This is a genomic window from Azorhizobium sp. AG788 (assembly GCF_943371865.1).
Lineage (GTDB): Bacteria > Pseudomonadota > Alphaproteobacteria > Rhizobiales > Xanthobacteraceae > Azorhizobium.
Genome location: NZ_CALRWL010000002.1, coordinates 276,705 through 292,267, shown reverse-complemented (window position 1 = coordinate 292,267; position 15,563 = coordinate 276,705). Strand labels below are relative to the sequence as shown.

12 protein-coding genes are annotated in these 15,563 nt (G+C 66.0%); 1 reads left to right on the top strand and 11 read right to left on the bottom strand.

Translation table 11 applies throughout. From position 1 onward, the window contains the following. Positions 1-70 precede the first annotated feature (70 nt). Positions 71-922, bottom strand: a complete 852-nt coding sequence (locus AAG816_RS02700; protein ID WP_341987891.1) for a hypothetical protein — start codon at positions 920-922, stop codon at positions 71-73. 174 nt (positions 923-1,096) lie between these two features. Continuing rightward, a complete protein-coding gene (locus tag AAG816_RS02695) occupies positions 1,097-1,561 on the bottom strand; it encodes a hypothetical protein (protein ID WP_341987890.1) in 465 nt (154 codons plus the stop codon). A gap of 437 nt (positions 1,562-1,998) precedes the next feature. Between AAG816_RS02695 and AAG816_RS02690 the strand changes: the two genes are divergently transcribed. Beyond that, a complete protein-coding gene (locus tag AAG816_RS02690) occupies positions 1,999-3,843 on the top strand; it encodes a cation-translocating P-type ATPase (RefSeq protein ID WP_341987889.1) in 1,845 nt (614 codons plus the stop codon). A gap of 159 nt (positions 3,844-4,002) precedes the next feature. Here the strand turns inward: AAG816_RS02690 and AAG816_RS02685 are convergent, their stop codons facing one another. From AAG816_RS02685 to AAG816_RS02645, 9 genes are all read right to left on the bottom strand, one after another. Then, positions 4,003-6,759: a PAS domain S-box protein gene (locus AAG816_RS02685; RefSeq protein ID WP_341987887.1), complete on the bottom strand. Its 2,757-nt coding sequence runs from the start codon at positions 6,757-6,759 to the stop codon at positions 4,003-4,005. Between the two features lie 43 nt (positions 6,760-6,802). Then, positions 6,803-7,438, bottom strand: coding sequence for a chemotaxis protein CheX (locus AAG816_RS02680; protein ID WP_341987885.1), 636 nt, complete (start codon positions 7,436-7,438; stop codon positions 6,803-6,805). Continuing rightward, positions 7,435-7,818, bottom strand: coding sequence for a response regulator (locus AAG816_RS02675; protein ID WP_341987883.1), 384 nt, complete (start codon positions 7,816-7,818; stop codon positions 7,435-7,437). Before AAG816_RS02675 ends, AAG816_RS02680 begins: the two co-directional genes overlap by 4 nt. Positions 7,819-7,883: 65 nt before the next feature. Then, on the bottom strand, positions 7,884-8,120 hold the full coding sequence (locus AAG816_RS02670; protein ID WP_341987881.1) for a hypothetical protein: 237 nt from the start codon (positions 8,118-8,120) through the stop codon (positions 7,884-7,886). After that, positions 8,117-10,015 (bottom strand): chemotaxis protein CheA, encoded by a 1,899-nt coding sequence (locus AAG816_RS02665; RefSeq protein WP_341987983.1) that lies wholly within the window; start codon positions 10,013-10,015, stop codon positions 8,117-8,119. Before AAG816_RS02665 ends, AAG816_RS02670 begins: the two co-directional genes overlap by 4 nt. Positions 10,016-10,026: 11 nt before the next feature. Beyond that, on the bottom strand, positions 10,027-10,884 hold the full coding sequence (locus AAG816_RS02660) for a protein-glutamate O-methyltransferase CheR (RefSeq protein ID WP_341987880.1): 858 nt from the start codon (positions 10,882-10,884) through the stop codon (positions 10,027-10,029). Next, entirely contained in the window at positions 10,881-11,957 is a 1,077-nt protein-coding gene (gene cheB, locus AAG816_RS02655) for a chemotaxis-specific protein-glutamate methyltransferase CheB (RefSeq protein ID WP_341987878.1), read from the bottom strand. The genes AAG816_RS02660 and cheB overlap by 4 nt, the downstream gene beginning before the upstream one ends. After that, complete coding sequence (locus tag AAG816_RS02650) at positions 11,954-13,399, bottom strand: chemotaxis protein CheW (RefSeq protein ID WP_341987876.1); 1,446 nt, start codon at positions 13,397-13,399, stop codon at positions 11,954-11,956. The genes cheB and AAG816_RS02650 overlap by 4 nt, the downstream gene beginning before the upstream one ends. A 4-nt stretch (positions 13,400-13,403) precedes the next feature. Then, positions 13,404-15,359 (bottom strand): methyl-accepting chemotaxis protein, encoded by a 1,956-nt coding sequence (locus tag AAG816_RS02645; RefSeq protein ID WP_341987874.1) that lies wholly within the window; start codon positions 15,357-15,359, stop codon positions 13,404-13,406. Between the last annotated feature and the right edge of the window lie 204 nt (positions 15,360-15,563).

Sequence of the window (15,563 nt, the reverse complement as noted above, 5' to 3'; positions counted from 1 at the left end):
TCGGGCGGCTTGCGCCGCGCATCAAAGTGTTGCCGTGCGATGGACTGCGGCGCGCGCCCATGGGGCCCCGTCACGTCCCCGGCGGCTCGGCGACCGTGGCGGGGGCGATAATCAGCGCCTCGAAGGCTTCAAGGATTAGCGGAAGCGCCTCGCCGGTCTCGTCGGCCCATTCGGGGTTGACCGAGACCTGCAAGCGCAGGTGGAGATCGTCGATGGAGCGGATCGGAAGTTCGCGCTCATACAGCGCCTGAACCCGCCGCGCGCGACAAATCGCCGGCAGATCCAGTTGCGTATCCCCCGGGCGCCCCATGAGCATCTCGATCTCGTTGGAGCGTTGCTTCCAATAGTCGAACTCGTCTTTCGCCAGGCGCACCGTCTGTGGCAGCGGGTACGCCTGCTCGATCCGGGCCAAGACCGTGGCGGACGGGTGGAGCAGACTGCGATCCCAGCCGTCGAGGCTGGCATGCCACCGCCCCGGCGGATCGACGTCCGGGTCGGCGCGCACCAACAGGTCCGCGACCGCGTCGTGCAGGATCTGCTCGCGCGCGCTGCGATCCAACGCAGCTTCGCGCGATCCGTATCGGGCGATCACCGCCGCCCGCTCCGCCTCGGTCCGGCGCCAGTCGCTTTCCCGGCGCGTCGCCGCCGCCGCTTGGTACCTTTCGTAAGCCTCCCGGCTGGGCCACACCACACCGTCGGCGTCGGTAAAGCGATGGGGTTCTGGCGCGGGAGCGTGGGGACGCTGTCCCCCATCGGCGCGCTGTCCCGCCTGGCCGATGAGCCTCTGGCCGAGATCGGTAAAGCTCAGGCCTTCGGACGACAGCGCGGCCTTGAGCTTGCGGATGGCTGCGGTCGCCTCGCCCTCATTCTCGCTGCCGGCGAGGGACAGCAGCTTGCCGAGCCGCGCCACGTCGAGGCTCATGGCACAACGCCGTCATGGACACATGGTCTAGCGCCCCGGTTCACCTTTTCTGCCCCTCTCCCGCCCGCAGAGACGTCGAACGCACCTTCGATTGAGAACAGGCAACCTCCATGCCACGGGGTCTGCGAGCTTGCCGTCAGCAAATGATAGCCCCGTGCTCGATCGGTCGCCGCTCTAAAGACTGCGAACGTCTTCTGCGGTCGCGATGAAATCGAGACGATCCACCTGATCGATAACGGCCGTCGGCACGTCGAACACGAAGCGGTTCGGATACCAGAAATTGGCATAGGGCAGGAACAGGCTGCTCGACGACAGGCGCATCAACTGCTGCCCTCCCGCATGGAGAACCGCTCCGAAGCCGCTTCCGTCGGCGAGCACCGCGGTATTGTCGCCGAACACCTCGAACTGCACGAACACTTTCGCCGATGGCGCCCCGCCCTCCAGTGTATGGATCCCGACGATCCGAAGATCCTGGAAGCGGCGGCCGATCGTGCCATCTGCCGTTAGCTGCGCGAATTCATGGGCGCGCCCCTTCTTGACCACGCTGGACGCGACCAAGGGCACGCCCAGGTCCGCCAGTCCGGTGGGCTTTGTGGGTGCCAATGCAACAACGGTACAGACTTCTTGCAATGAGGGCACGATACGCTCCTGCTGTGCGACAACGTCGGAAATCCGCCAAGGCTGCGGTCACGGACGTCGTACGCATTTTGCGCGCCAAGTCGGCTTGGCAAACGGCGGCAGCGTTGCCGGCACACGTCAGCCTGCCGTGTCGCATCTGGCGGATGGTGTCCGCGCCCCGGCCTCTCGCCGTAGGCCTCAAGGCGACATCTCCCGCCCGCGTGACATCCCAGAGCGGAGCCTGGCGCATCGAGGGCGCAAAGGAGACAGCCATTGAACCGTCCGTCCGATAGATCATTTTCTGGAATTGATCTAAACTAAGGTCTGGCGCTCGGGATCGGAATAGGGTCGGAGCACTGGAACCGGCCAGATTTCAACAGGCACTGGAGGCCACCGTGCCGCCGACCGCACCGCACGACTCCGTCCACGATCAGCCTCCCTTTGGACACTTGGCACTGTTGCGAATTGCGGTCGCGGTGATCGGCGCCGCACTGGTTTGGTTCAAGGTGTACGAGCCGGTCGCCGCCGTCAGCGTCGTCGGCCTTCTCGCTCTGCTTTTTGCCGCGTGGCCGATTTTTCGCGAGGCGGCGCTGAATTTACTGGCCCGCCGGATGACCATGGAACTGTCCATGACCATCGCGATCCTCGCCGCCGCCGCCATCGCTGAGATCTTTACCGCCCTGGTGGTCACCGTGTTCGTTCTGGTGGCGGAGGAACTGGAGCATCTCACCGTCGCGCGCGGCCGCAGCGCCATCCGCGATCTGGTGGATTTCGTCCCCAAGACCGCGCACGTGCGGCGCGACGGAGACATCGCCATATTGCCGCTGGAGCAGGTGGTGGCGGGCGATCTGGTGCTGGTGAGCCCTGGGGAGAAGGTGCCCGTGGATGGGGCGGTGGTCGGCGGTCACTCTTATGTGGATCAGTCACGGATCACCGGGGAATCCATGCCGGCGGAAAAGGCGGAGGGAGCCCCCGTGTTCGCCGGCTCCATCAACCAGATGGGGGTTCTGGAAATTCGCGTTGAGCGGGTGGGGCGCGATACCAGCTATGGCCGCATCATTGATGCGGTCGAGGCGGCCGAACAGACCCGGGCGCCGGTGCAGAAACTGGCGGATCGCCTGGCCGGATATCTGGTCTATGTGGCCTTCGGGGCGGCCGTTCTCACCTATCTGCTGACCCAGAACATCCGCGATACCATCTCGGTCATCATCGTCGCCGGCGCCTGCGGCATCGCCGCCGGGACGCCGCTGGCGATCCTTGGCGGCATCGGCCGGGCGGCGAAACTGGGGTCCATCATCAAGGGTGGCATCCATCTGGAGACCCTGGGCCGGGTGGATACCGTGGTCCTGGACAAGACCGGCACCCTCACCATGGGCGAACCGCGGGTCACCGCGCTCGAATGCGCCGACGGGGTGGAGCCGGCGGACGTGCTGCGGCTGGCGGCTGCGGCGGAGCTGCGCTCGGAGCACCCGCTCGGCCGGGCCGTGGTGGAGGAAGCCGAACGACGGGGGCTCGTGCTGCCCGAGACCGATGCCTTTCATTACACCGTCGCCCGCGGCATCACCGCCTCCGTGGAAGGCCGGACGGTGCTGGTGGGCAATCGCAAGCTGTTGTCCGACGCCGGGATCACCGCTCCGGCCCGAACCGAGGATCATGTGGGGTCCGACATCGTGGTGGCGGCGGACGGACGCTATGCGGGCCAGATCATTGTCGCCGATCCGTTGCGCCCGGAGGCACGTGCGGCCATGGCCGCGCTGCACGCCATGGGAATGCGGACGGTGCTGCTCACCGGCGATACCCAGGCGGTGGCCCGGCATGTGGCCCGCACCCTCGGCATTGGCGACGTGGTCGCCGACATGCTGCCGGAGGACAAGCTGGCGCGCGTCCGGGCGCTGGTCGCCGAGGGTCGCATCGTCGCCATGGTGGGTGACGGGGTCAATGATGCCCCCGCGCTCACCGCGGCCAACCTGGGCATCGCCATGGGCTCAGGCACCGACATCGCCCAGGAGAGCGCCGATATCGTGCTGATCGGCAATGATCTGTTCAAGCTGGTGGAAACCCTGCGGATCGCGCGCAAGACCCGCGCCATCATCTGGCAGAACTTCTCCGGCACCTTGCTGGTGGACGCCGTGGGGATCGGACTTGCCGCCTTTGGCTATCTCAACCCGCTGCTGGCCGCGGTCATCCATGTGGGATCGGAACTGGCATTTCTCATGAACTCCGCGCGGCTTCTGGCGCCCGATCACGCCGTGGCGGATGCCCATCCAGCCCCCGCGCCCGTTCCGATCCGCAAAGAAGCGTAGCCGCGCGTCCGCCATCGCCAGAAGGCTTACCCGCAGGCCACGTCCCCCACACGCAGCCTGGAGCGTTCTCGAGCGAAGCGGATCCCGGCTCGCGTCAAGAACACGCGATAAAACAGATAGATCGAGAATTTCAGCTTTTCGAAGGAACGGGGAGATGCTCTAGCCGGCGCCCCGCCCCATGATCGCCCGGATCCGGCGGCCGAACTCGTCGATGGAGAATGGCTTGGTGATCATCTCCATGCCTTGATCCAGAAAGCGGCTCTGATCCAGAGCTTCCATGGCGTAACCGGTCATGAAAAGGATCGGCAGCGCGGGGCGGGTCTTGCGGGCGATTTCCGCGAGCTGACGCCCGTTCAGGCCCGGAAGTCCCACGTCACTGATCATCAGGTCGATGTCCCTGCCGGATTCCAGGATGGGCACCGCCTCGCGACCGTCGGCTGTCTCGATCGCCGCGTAGCCCAGTTCGTCCAGCACCTGGATCACGAGCAGACGCACCGCCACATCGTCCTCAATGACGAGGACCGTCTCTCCGCTTCCCGAAACGGCCGCGCCGGTGACCGGCGGTACGGCTTCTTGAACACTCCCGATGAACCGCGGCAGGCAGAGCCTTATGGTCGTTCCACGTCCCTCGGTGCTCTCGATGCTGACGTGGCCGTGGGACTGCTGGACAAACCCATAGACCATGGACAGGCCCAGTCCGGTGCCCTGTCCAAGGGGCTTGGTGGTGAAGAAGGGATCGAACACCCGTGTCAGCACATCCGAGGAGATCCCAAGGCCGGTATCGGAGACGCTGATCTCCACATAATCCCCCGCGCGGGCAAACGCGCTATCCTTCAGATCGCGCTCCGACAGACGAACATTGCGGCTCGAGATCCGCAGATCTCCCCCGTGAGGCATGGCATCCCGGGCATTGATGGCCAGGTTGAGGATTGCGCTTTCGAGCTGGCTGTCGTCCGCAAGGGCGGTCCAGAGGTTCTCCGGCATGTCGATGTGAAGCCGCACCTGCTCGCCGAGTGTCCGCCGCAACAGCTCCGCCATCGACGTCGCGAGCGCCTGGACATCCAGCGGTCGGCTGTCGAGGGTCTGACGCCGGGCAAATGCGAGCAGGCGATGGGTCAAGGCGGCAGCACGCTGCCCGGACTGCATCGCGGCATCCAGAAACAGATCGACTTCGCCAAGGCGCCCATCGGCGATGCGCCGGCGGACCATGTCGATCGCCCCCAGGATGCCCGTGAGCATATTGTTGAAATCATGCGCCAAACCGCCGGTCAGTTGGCCCACGGCCTCCATCTTCTGGCTCTGGCGAAGCTGCTCTTCCAAAATTTTTCTCTGGGTGAGATCACGGCCAATGCCATAGATCGTGTCGCCCTCCGGCATGCCGGCCCAGTTTATTCCGCGATAGGCGCCGTCCCTTGCCCGCATGCGGCAGTCGAAATCGGAAATGGCCTCGCCCTGCGCCAGCGCACTCATCTTTTCCCGCGCGGCCTGCTGATCGTCCGGATGGATCAGATCAAACACCGACCGCCCGATCAAATCGCCCTCCTCGTAGCCGAGCAGGCTCTGCCACGCCGGGTTCACAGCGCGAAACACGCCATCGCGTCCAATGACGTTCAACAGGTCTCGCGACAGATTCCAGACCCGATCGCGCTCTTCGGTGCGTTCGGCAACGCGCAACTCCAGGGTATCGGCGAGAAGCCGCAACTGCGCCTCGGACCGCTTGATGGAGGTGATATCGTACACGACACCGGTGAAGCGGATGCCGCCGGCCTCGCCGCGCCGATATTCACCCCGCGACGCGAGCCAGCGTTCCTCTTGGGTGTCCGCGCGCCGGATGCGGAATTCCTGGAAAGAGGGCCCGATGGGATGATGGCCTTCCCGGAGTTCGATGAGCGGCGGGTCGTTCGCATCCACCAGGCCGTTGATCGTCCGCACCGGAAGGCTGCTGGCAGGATGAAGCCCCAGAAGGCGGCAGAACTGCTCGGACACCTCGGCCGTTCCATAGCCGCTGAGGTATTCGAACGAGCCGACGCCCCCCGCCGTCTGGGCAACCCGAAGCCGCTCCTCGACCCGTTTCTGGTCGGTGATGTCCGCGAGGACGCCGGAGAAGCGGACCGGTCGATCATCGCTGTCGAACTGGATGCGTCCCCGCGCCGAAACCCAGTGAATGACACCGTCCACGACCACACGATATTCCCGCGCGAAGACCTCGGCTCCGTTTAGCGCACCCGCCACCGCGATCCGCAGCCGCATGCGATCTTCGTCCAGCACCGGCGCAAAGAACGTGGCCGTCGGCAGCCCCTTGGCGGCCGCAGCCGGGTCCAGCCCGTAAAGGCTGGCGAAGCGAACGTCGCCGACGAGCCGGTCGGCCTCGATGTCCCATTCCCAAGCACCGGCGGCGCCCGAGATCGCTTGGGCAATTCGAAGCCGCTCCCGCACCTCGACCAACTTCAGCCTGTTCAGCTCAAGCTGTTCGGCAAGCGTGGCGTCGGCATACTCGCCGCTGACATCCAGTTGGGTCGCAAATCGATAGGCCGGGGCGCCCGAGGAATCGGGGATCGTCGTGATGCTCAGGCGGTTCCAGAACGGTGTCCCGTCCCGCCGCTGGTTGAGCAGATCGAGCGTTATGACGCCGGTGTCGCGCAACGCCGCCGCAATCCTGGATACGGTATCCCGGCTGGTCGCGGCCGCCTGGAGCAAGCGGCAGTTCCTGCCGATGACGTCGTTGGCGGCATAGCCGGTCAGGCTCTCGAACGCCGCATTCACATAGATGATGGGATCGTCGTCGAGGCGCGGATTGGTCACGGTGATCGCCGTTCCCGACGTGGCCAACGCATCAAACAGCGGGCCGGCGAGCGCGCGGACATCCGCGAGGTTCGGCGTGACCGGATGGAGATGCGACGGCGTGCTGCCAGTCATGGCCGGAATGCACCGCTCGGCTTGGCCATTGTGCTGCCCATGCTTACCCCGCGCCTCCGACCACGCGCTCGATGAAATCCGCGATCAGGACCTTAAGCGCCTGAAGCGAGGGAATATCCATCAGCATCGCAATGTAGCCGCGAATATTATGATCGTTGATGGCGAAGTTGATATACAGAAACAGGACAATGCCGCCGTCCTTCTCCGCAGGCATGACGCTGAGAAGCTGCGATCCATCACCGCGCATGACCTCCGGCAGCGACATGGTCAGGGGCCGCTTCAGCATGTTGGCCATGGTCGCCAGGCAACTGTTCAGGACGACATTGCCGGTCTCGGCCAGCGCCTCGTGCTCCATTTTTGCGGCTTCATCGGCAGACAGCGTGCCGCCCGTCACAGCATGGACCAAGGCCATGCTGTTGGACTGCGGAAAGATCAGCAATGCCCGACCGGAAAACACGCCTTCGAAGTCCTGCCGCACCGCCACCAGTTCGCCGCTCTCGCGTTCCCCGAGCATGGTCGCAGCCACGTCGCGGGCCATGACCTCGACCGCAGGCACGGAGAGCAGGACCTGCTCTCCGACCATCTTGCGCAAATTGGCCGCGGCCCGGCTGACCCCGATGTTCACCAACTCGGTCAGAGCATCACGCTCCAGTTCATCGAGCATCTCTGCGGTGCTCATGTGGCCGGCGATCTCAAGCGGAGCGCGGCGCCGGACAGGAAGCCGCGCATGCCGTCCTCGGTCACCGGCTTGGGAATGAAGGTCGCTTTCGCGGCACGCGCCCGGGCGATGATCTCGTCCTGGATGTTCGCGGTCGCAACGGCGATCGGCATGGCGGGGAACCGCTGGCGCAGTTCTTCCGCCAGCGCAAGTCCGTCGCGCCCCGGCATGTTGTAGTCGATCACGGCCACGTCCACAGTGTGGGCGTCCATGGCCGCGACGGCCTCATCGGCATTGCTCGCCTCGACCGTCCCCCACTCCGGCTGCAAGGCCGTGATGGCCTTGCGCAGCACGATCCTGGCCAGCTTGCTGTCATCCACGATGAGAACTGTGGTTCCCATTACTTCCTCTCTCCCGGCCCGCCTGGGGCCAACTGATGCCGTCGTCCAAATCCGGCCGACAGATCCTATCCCGCCAAAGCGGGCAGGAGCCTGTCGCGAATGAAGGCGTTCTCCGGCTTGCCCACGATTCTCGGTCGAAACGCCAATAGCACCTGAAAGACCGCCGCATGCATGCTCTCGCAACCGGACAGGTCCACCAGCGGCTCGCTGCGGTTGAGCAGCAGAGCCGTCACCACTTCCGCATCCTCAACCCGGCATTGCCCCTGAAGGCGAATGACCGCGCCATCCTCTGAAACCGTCACGGAATGAACTCCGACATGTCGAGGATCATCAGCACCGCACCGTCGGGAAGCAAGGCCGTCCCGCGCATGCCGGGGGCGGCGGCAAGCAGTCCGCTCATGGGGCGCACCGCGGCGTTCATATGGTCGGTGATCCCATCGACGATGAGACCGACATGCTCTCCACCCATGCGCACCACAACGACCCGCTCGACGGCGCGTGACGGCGCACCGCCGACCCCGACCAGGGCAGAAAGCGCGACCAGCGGGATCACCTCGTCCCGGAGCCGGAATGCCCTGCCACTCCGGATCGGAATGATCCGCTCGACGTCCACCCGCACCGTCTCGACAATGTGCTCCAGCGCCAGACCATAACGCTCGCCGCCGCAGGTGACGATCATTACCCGCGTCAGAACGCGCGTTATCGGCAAAATAAACCGGACGGTAGAGCCCTGTCCCTTCTGGCTGTCAACGCCAACCGTTCCGCCGAGGCGGAGCGCCGCGTCGCGGACCACGTCCATGCCAACGCCCCGTCCGGACACGGCGCTGACTTCGGCGGCGGAGGAGAAGCCGGGAATGAAGATGAGGTCGATCGCCGCCCGGTCATCCAGCGCATCGGCTGCCGCGCCGCTCATGAGGCACCGCTCAACCGCCAAGGCGCGGATGCGTGCCGGATCGATGCCCGCCCCGTCATCCCTCACCTCGATCACCACCTGGTCGGCCTGCGTACGCGCGCTCAGGCGGATGGCTGCCGTATCCGGCTTGCCGGCCCGGCGACGGGCGGACAGGTCCTCAACGCCATGGTCCACCGCATTGCGCAGGACGTGAAGCAGTGGATCGAACAGCCCATCGACCACGGCCTTGTCCACCTCGATCTGCCCGCCCTCGATCTCCAGTTCCACCGTCTTTCCCAGTGTCCGTGCAATGTCGCGGACGAGGCGCGGAAAGCGGCTGAACAAAGACTCAAGCGGCAGAAGTCGCACCTGGCCAACCGCCGCGTGCAGGTCGATGACGAGACGCTCAAGCTGGGCGTGCCGCACGCGCAGCGCTTGCACCAGTGCCTCGGCATCGCCTTTGCGTCCTGCCAGCTTGGCCAGATCGGCAAACCCATTCTTGGCGATCACCAGATCGTCGGCAATGTCCGCCAGCCGATCAATGCGTTCGGCGTCGATACGCAGGGTCCGGCGGACCCCTTCAGGCCCCGGTTGCGCCGGAGCGGGGCCACCGGCCAATTCAGCAATCTCGACCTGGTCCGCGACAAATCGGACCGCGGCCTCAACGGCGCTGCGGCTGGCGGACGTGACCGCCTCCAGCACCAGATTGCAGGCATAGGGATCATAGTCCGCCAGCGCACCCCACGGTTCGCGCGGCGAAATCCTCAGATCTACGAGCCCAGGCACCGCCGACAGGATGGCGAGCGGATCATCGCCGGAAAAATAGCAGTCGCTGCGCGGCGTGTACCGGATGGCCAGCCCGGTGTGCCCGGCGAACGCCGGCGGGATCTGGAACGGGATCGATGGCCCGTTCCGCGCACCTTCCGCGGTGGAAGACGCCCCGGCCAATTCCCTCAGCCGGCTGCTGTCAGCGGTGGCGATGCGCTCCGCGTCGCGGGGCAGGACGCCGGTCCGCTCCAGGGCATCGAGCCACCGATCGACGTGATCGATCACACCGATGATGGCCTCGAAGTCTTCCGCCGTACCCGTGCGCGCCGTGCGCAGGTTCGTGAGCAAATCTTCCGCCCCGTGCAGGATCAGCCCCATGGGCACCAGATCGAACAGTCCGGTGGAGCCCTTGAGCGTGTGAACGGCCCGGAAGCAGCTCTCGAATGCCGGGACATCGTCCGGGCGGCGCAACAGCACCGCGAGATTGCGCTCCGCGCTCGCGACCGCCTCGCGCGCCTCGATGAGGAACTGCGTCATCAATTCGTCGGTCATGGGATGTCACGGGGGCGTTGATAGACGATGGCGTCCTCGAAGCGTCGGGTGGTGAAACGTCCACTGATCCGGCTCATGGCTTCGGAATGCCCGAGGCACAGATAGCCGCCCGGCTTCAACCGGTCATAGAGATTGTCGGCGGCCAGCAGCCGAGCCTCGTCATCGAAATAGATCAGTACGTTGCGGCAGAAGATGACGTCGAACGTTCCCTGCGGTGCCAGGCTGGCTCGGTCGATGAGGTTGGCGTGGGAGAATGTCACCGATTCCCTCAGGTCATGGAGGATCTGCCAGTATTGATACTGCGCCGGCTCGAAATAGGCCTCAAGCAGATCGGGCGACAGACGCGACAAGGCCCTCTCACCATACCGCCCCTGACGTGCCGCCTCCAGTGCCTGGGTATCGATGTCCGAGCCGACGATCTCGATGTGGTAGGCGTCGACCAGCCGCCAGTTCTCTAGCAGCCAGATGGCAATGGAGTAAGGCTCCTCGCCCGTGGAGCACGGCGCCGACCATATCCTGATCTTGTCGCCGGGACGGCGGGAGGTGATGAGGTCGGGCAGAAGCGAGCGGCCCAGGCACGCAAGCTGGTGTTCCTCGCGATAGAAATAGGTCTCGTTGACGGTAAAGGCGTTGATCAGCTTCTCCCGCTCCGCCGGATTGGAGCGGAGCCGATCGAAATAGACGGCAAAGCTGGCGGCACCGGTGGTGAGAACGCGGTCTGTCACCCGCCGCTCAATGTAATAGCGCTTGGATTCGCCGAACAGCATGCCGGTCTGTTGATAGAGGAAGTCGCACACCTGCTGCAGATCGTCCCGGCTGAGAACCTTCTGGGCCGGTGCGGGCAGCCGTTTCATCGGGCGGCGACCATGTCCACAAGTCGCCCCGCAATCATCTCCAGCGGCACGACCACATCCGCACCGCCTGCCCGCACCAGTTCCCCCGGCATGCCCCAGACGACCGCGCTGTCTTCCGACTCGGCGATCGTCCGGCCGCCGCCAGCGCGCAACGCCGCCATGGCCTGTGCCCCGTCGTTGCCCATGCCCGTCATCAGCACCCCAACCAGTTGCGCCGCTGGAAAGATCGCGGCCGCACTGGAGACGAGACGATCGACGCTCGGATGCCAACGGTAGGTGTCGCTGGCCGGAACCGGCATGGCCACCGGGCCGGTGCCGCGCATGCTGACGATCATGTCCGCATCCCCCCGCGCCACGTAGACACATCCCGCCGCAAGGGGGGTCGGGCGCGTGACCTCCATCACCCTCAGGGCACAAAGCCCATCCAGCCGGCGGGCCAGCGACGCGGTGAAGGCCGCCGGCATGTGCTGCGCCACCAGGATGGGCCAGGGAAAGTCGCCGGAGAGCTGGGAGAGGACGGCGTCCAGGGCGGGCGGCCCACCGGTGGAGGTTCCGATGATCACCACGCCCTCCAGGGCGTCGGTCACACGGTCCGCCCGACGCTTTTGGGCGGAACGGGGTTCGGGCCTTGCCGCGGCGCGCGCACGAAGCCGTTCCGCCAAGCGACGGGAACTCGGCATACGTGAAGCCGCCGCGCCGCGGACCTTTTCAATCAGCACCCGCGACAGATCATCTATGGCCAGCGAGACCGTGCCGGGCGGCTTCAGAACGAAGTCCACGGCTCCGAGTTCCAGCGCGCTCAGCGTTGCTTCGGCGCCATCCCCCGTGAGCGAGGAGACCATCACCACGGGACACGGCCGCTCGACCATGATCCGGTCCAGGCAACTCAGACCATTCATCTGCGGCATCTGCACGTCTAACGTGATGACATCGGGCTGAAAGGCGTGGAGCTGAGCCAATGCCTCGACACCATCGCGCGCAAATGCCACCTCGAAGCCGTCCTCATCGCGGAAGATCTCCCCCAGGACGCGGCGCATCAATGCGGAATCATCGACAACCAGCAGCTTGGTCACGGCGCGGCGGACCCAGGCACGAGGTCGTGCGCGATGTCGGCCGCGGCGCGCGCGAGCAGCACCTTCGGGTCGATGATCAGAATGATGTCCCCCTCGTGAGCACCTCCAGGCGGGACGGCTCGATCAAACAAACGATCATCCGCGCCGGATAGTTCCGGCGACGGCATCAGATCCGCGTCCGCCACGTCAAGGATGGACGATACCGCGTCAACGGCAAATCCGGCCCGCACCTCGGACACCGTGACGATGACGATGCGGCGCGTCGCTTGGCCCTCGTCCCCGTCCAACGCGAAGCGACGGCGCTGGTCGATGACCGGAATAACCTTGCCGCGAAGGTTCATTACACCGTGGACATAGTCGGGCGCTCGCGGAAGGCGCGTCAGGGCATCAGGGAAGCGCACCACCTCCTCCACACAGGCGATCGGGATCCCGTAGGTCTCGTCGCCGAGCCGCATCATCAGAAACCGCTGGCGGGCGGCGGCGGTGGGCGCGGGACTGGCCATCGGCAGGTCGGCTCGATGGGAGGGCGCGGCCAGGAGAGCACCGACGCGCGCGTCCGCAAGGATGCGCTCCGGCGTGAGAATGGAAACCAGCCCCCGCCCGTCCGGCAATCTGATCAGGGCGTCAATCCGCGCTTCCCCGGTCCCGCTGTTGAAAATGCTGGGCGCCGGCCCGATCGCCTCGGCCGGAACGCGCAGGATGGCGCTGACGTGATCCACCAGCAGCGCCACGTGGTGGGCCCCGATCCGCACCACGATGGTTCGGTCGCTCGGCGCAAGCGGCTGCTCCGGCAGCCCCAGCAGCGCGCGAAGCGATACGGCCGGCACACATTGCCCGCGCCAGTCGAGGACGCCGGACAGCACCGCATCCGTATGGGGCAGAGCCAGCAGTGCAGACGGTGCGTCCATCACCTCTGCAATCCCGTCCAGCGGCAGCGCGTAGGCCTGGTCCGCGAGCGAAAAGGCCAGGAACGCCTTTGTCTCACGAGCCGCCGCTACGGGCGGCCCGGTCGTCGCGCCGTCATGGCTGCGCTGCGCCCGACGATAGTCGGAAAACCGTTCGCGCAGGGCCGCGTCGAGATCGAACGCGCGCGCGTCGTCCCCCTCGCCAAGCATCAGGCGACCGCGCTCGGGCCGCCCCTGTTGCGCGGACAGGCGCTGGAGGGTTTCGACGGCATCGACGGCCAGTCCGATCGCCGGCGCGCGGCGCAACACCACGACGCGGGTCGCATCCCCTCCTTGGGCATTGCCAAGCAAGGCGCCCAGCGAAATCACCGGCAGGACGATGCCCCGCGAATGAGCGACGCCGAGCAGGCATGGCGGGGCATGGGGCACGCGCGTGATCCGGGGCATACGGATGACCTCGGCGACCTCCTCGGCAGCCACGGCAACGCGGGTGATACCCGCGCGGACCGTCAGGCTGCGGGAGATCTCGGCGGACATCACCTCAGGTCAAACCCTGCTGGAGTTCGTCGGCGAGAAGCGCGATCTCTTCAATCGCCGCCGCGAGGTCCTCGGCACTCTGCGATTGCTGGCGAGCCGCCGTGACGGCCTGAGCGGCCGCATTGCTGGCTTCTTCTGCGGCCGCGGCAATTTGATGGATGCCCGACATCACCTCGATGCTGGTGGAGAGGACCGCATCTGCACCCGTCGCGATGTCATCAGAGCTCACTTGTAGGCGCGTGGTTTCGCTGGTGATTTCAGTCAGGCGGTCCTCGATCGCGCGTCGCTTCTCCATCTCCGCGCCCGAAAGCGCGCCGATCTGGTCCAGGTCACGACGAACTCTCGAGATCTGGGTGGAAATGTCGGCAACCAGATCCTTCACCGCGTCTGCATTACCCGACGCGTCGCGTGCCAGCGTGCGGATATCGGCCGATACGACCGAAAAGCCCCGTCCCGCTTCGCCCGCCCGTGCCGCTTCAACCGCACCGCTCGTCCCCAGCATGGTGATCTGCACGGACATGAGGCCGAGGCCGTCCGTAAACTTGCCAATGGCCCGCGCCTGCGCCTCAAGGTCTTCGAGCGTGAGCAGAATGGCGCTGCTTTCCGCGACGGATCGCGCCGCGCCGCTCACCAGCCGACTCACCGCCGCGTGGCTGGCACCAAGCAAGGCGCGCATGGTGCTCACGCGCTTGGCGGTGCCCTTCGCATGGGCGCTCGAACTGCGCGCGGCCTTCTCGATCTCTTCCATGGCCGTGCTGGCCTGCTGGGTTGCAGCCGCCTGAATTTGGGCGCCGCGGCTGATCTGATCGATCGCGATCAGGATTTCGCCGGCCGCACCGGACAGCTCCTGCACCGTGGCCGACAGTTGCTCAGCCGCTGCTGCGGTCTGATGGGCCGCATGCTCATCGCCCCGTCCACCGATCAAGGCGTCGATGATACGTCCCAGGGACTCCGCCGCCGCATGGCTTTGCTCAATGGACTGGCTCTGCTCCTGCACGGCGCGCTGCGCCTCCGCGGCGGCAGACGCCTGCTCTTCGGCGGCACTGGACACGCTCTCGGCACCGCGCCGCATCTCGTTTGCGGCCCCGGCCGCTTCCACCGCGGAGATGAGGATGGCCTGGCTGTCCTCCCCCAGAACGGCCATCTCGCGACGGACCGCCGCCAGGTTTTCACTGATCTCGGCCCCAGCTGCCGCCTCGGCCTCGGCGGCCGTTGCGGCTGCCCTGAGCTGATCGGCAATGCCGCGGACGGACGTTCCGATGCGCTCGGCCAAGACCCGGATCTCAATCGACCGCGCTTCCGACACTTCGGCCAAGGCGCGGACCTCATCGGCGACGACGGCGAAGCCTCGGCCCTCATCGCCCGCACGCGCGGCCTCGATCGCGGCATTCAGCGCCAGGAGGCTGGTCTGATCGGCAATGTCGGCCACGCTTTTGGTGATCTCGCCGATCTTGGCGGCGTGCCGTTCGAGGATCTCGATCAGGCCGACGCTGGCCAACTGGCGTCGGGCATTCACCTCGACCGCCTTCACGGAGGCCTCTATGGAGGCTCCCGTAGCGGCAAGCAGATTCTGCAGGATCTCCGCCCGCTGCCGCGCGCCCTCGGCGCGTTCCCGCGCCTGACCGAAATTGGCGCTCATCGCCATCACGGCCGCCAGGGATTCGTGGGCCGCCCCTGCCGCCTCTTCGGCGCCGCTGGCAATCTCCGTCAGTGCACGCCGCAATTCCTCGACGGCGCTCGATGCCGCCTTAAGGCCGCTCCCCAGTTCCGTGGCGGCCGCAGCGATACGTTCCCGTGCAATGTCGCGGCGCGAGCCCTGGGGCCGCTTGGCGGCGGCCCTCTTGACCGGCGCGGGCTTCAGCGTCGGCTCAACGGTGGATACGGGCACGGCCTGTGCGTCTGAGGGGGATTTTCGCGTTTTGGCGCGGGCGGCCAACGTCGTCGTCTTTACAAGAACCATCCGTCCCTCCGGCCGAGCCAGCGCCGCCTGCCCCCAGATTTAACACGGATGCGGCCGGCTTCAGCTTCATTCATTGCAGCATAATCTGTGCATTATGCCCAAGTGAAGGGACGTGGATTTTACCCTACCTTGCTACGGCGCAATCTGCTCTGTGGCTTGGCCTGACGCCGGCTTTGTCTACCGCTGCGACGCCTGATGCACGTC

What these genes read in the sequence shown, in the direction of transcription:
- AAG816_RS02650 (WP_341987876.1), bottom strand. Translation starts at nt 13,399, where the DNA reads ATGTCCGCCGAGATCTCCCGCAGCCTGACGGTCCGCGCGGGTATCACC.
- AAG816_RS02675 (WP_341987883.1), bottom strand. Translation starts at nt 7,818, where the DNA reads ATGGGAACCACAGTTCTCATCGTGGATGACAGCAAGCTGGCCAGGATC.
- AAG816_RS02645 (WP_341987874.1), bottom strand. Translation starts at nt 15,359, where the DNA reads ATGGTTCTTGTAAAGACGACGACGTTGGCCGCCCGCGCCAAAACGCGA.
- AAG816_RS02660 (WP_341987880.1), bottom strand. Translation starts at nt 10,884, where the DNA reads ATGAAACGGCTGCCCGCACCGGCCCAGAAGGTTCTCAGCCGGGACGAT.
- AAG816_RS02700 (WP_341987891.1), bottom strand. Translation starts at nt 922, where the DNA reads ATGAGCCTCGACGTGGCGCGGCTCGGCAAGCTGCTGTCCCTCGCCGGC.
- AAG816_RS02665 (WP_341987983.1), bottom strand. Translation starts at nt 10,015, where the DNA reads ATGACGCAGTTCCTCATCGAGGCGCGCGAGGCGGTCGCGAGCGCGGAG.
- AAG816_RS02680 (WP_341987885.1), bottom strand. Translation starts at nt 7,438, where the DNA reads ATGAGCACCGCAGAGATGCTCGATGAACTGGAGCGTGATGCTCTGACC.
- AAG816_RS02685 (WP_341987887.1), bottom strand. Translation starts at nt 6,759, where the DNA reads ATGACTGGCAGCACGCCGTCGCATCTCCATCCGGTCACGCCGAACCTC.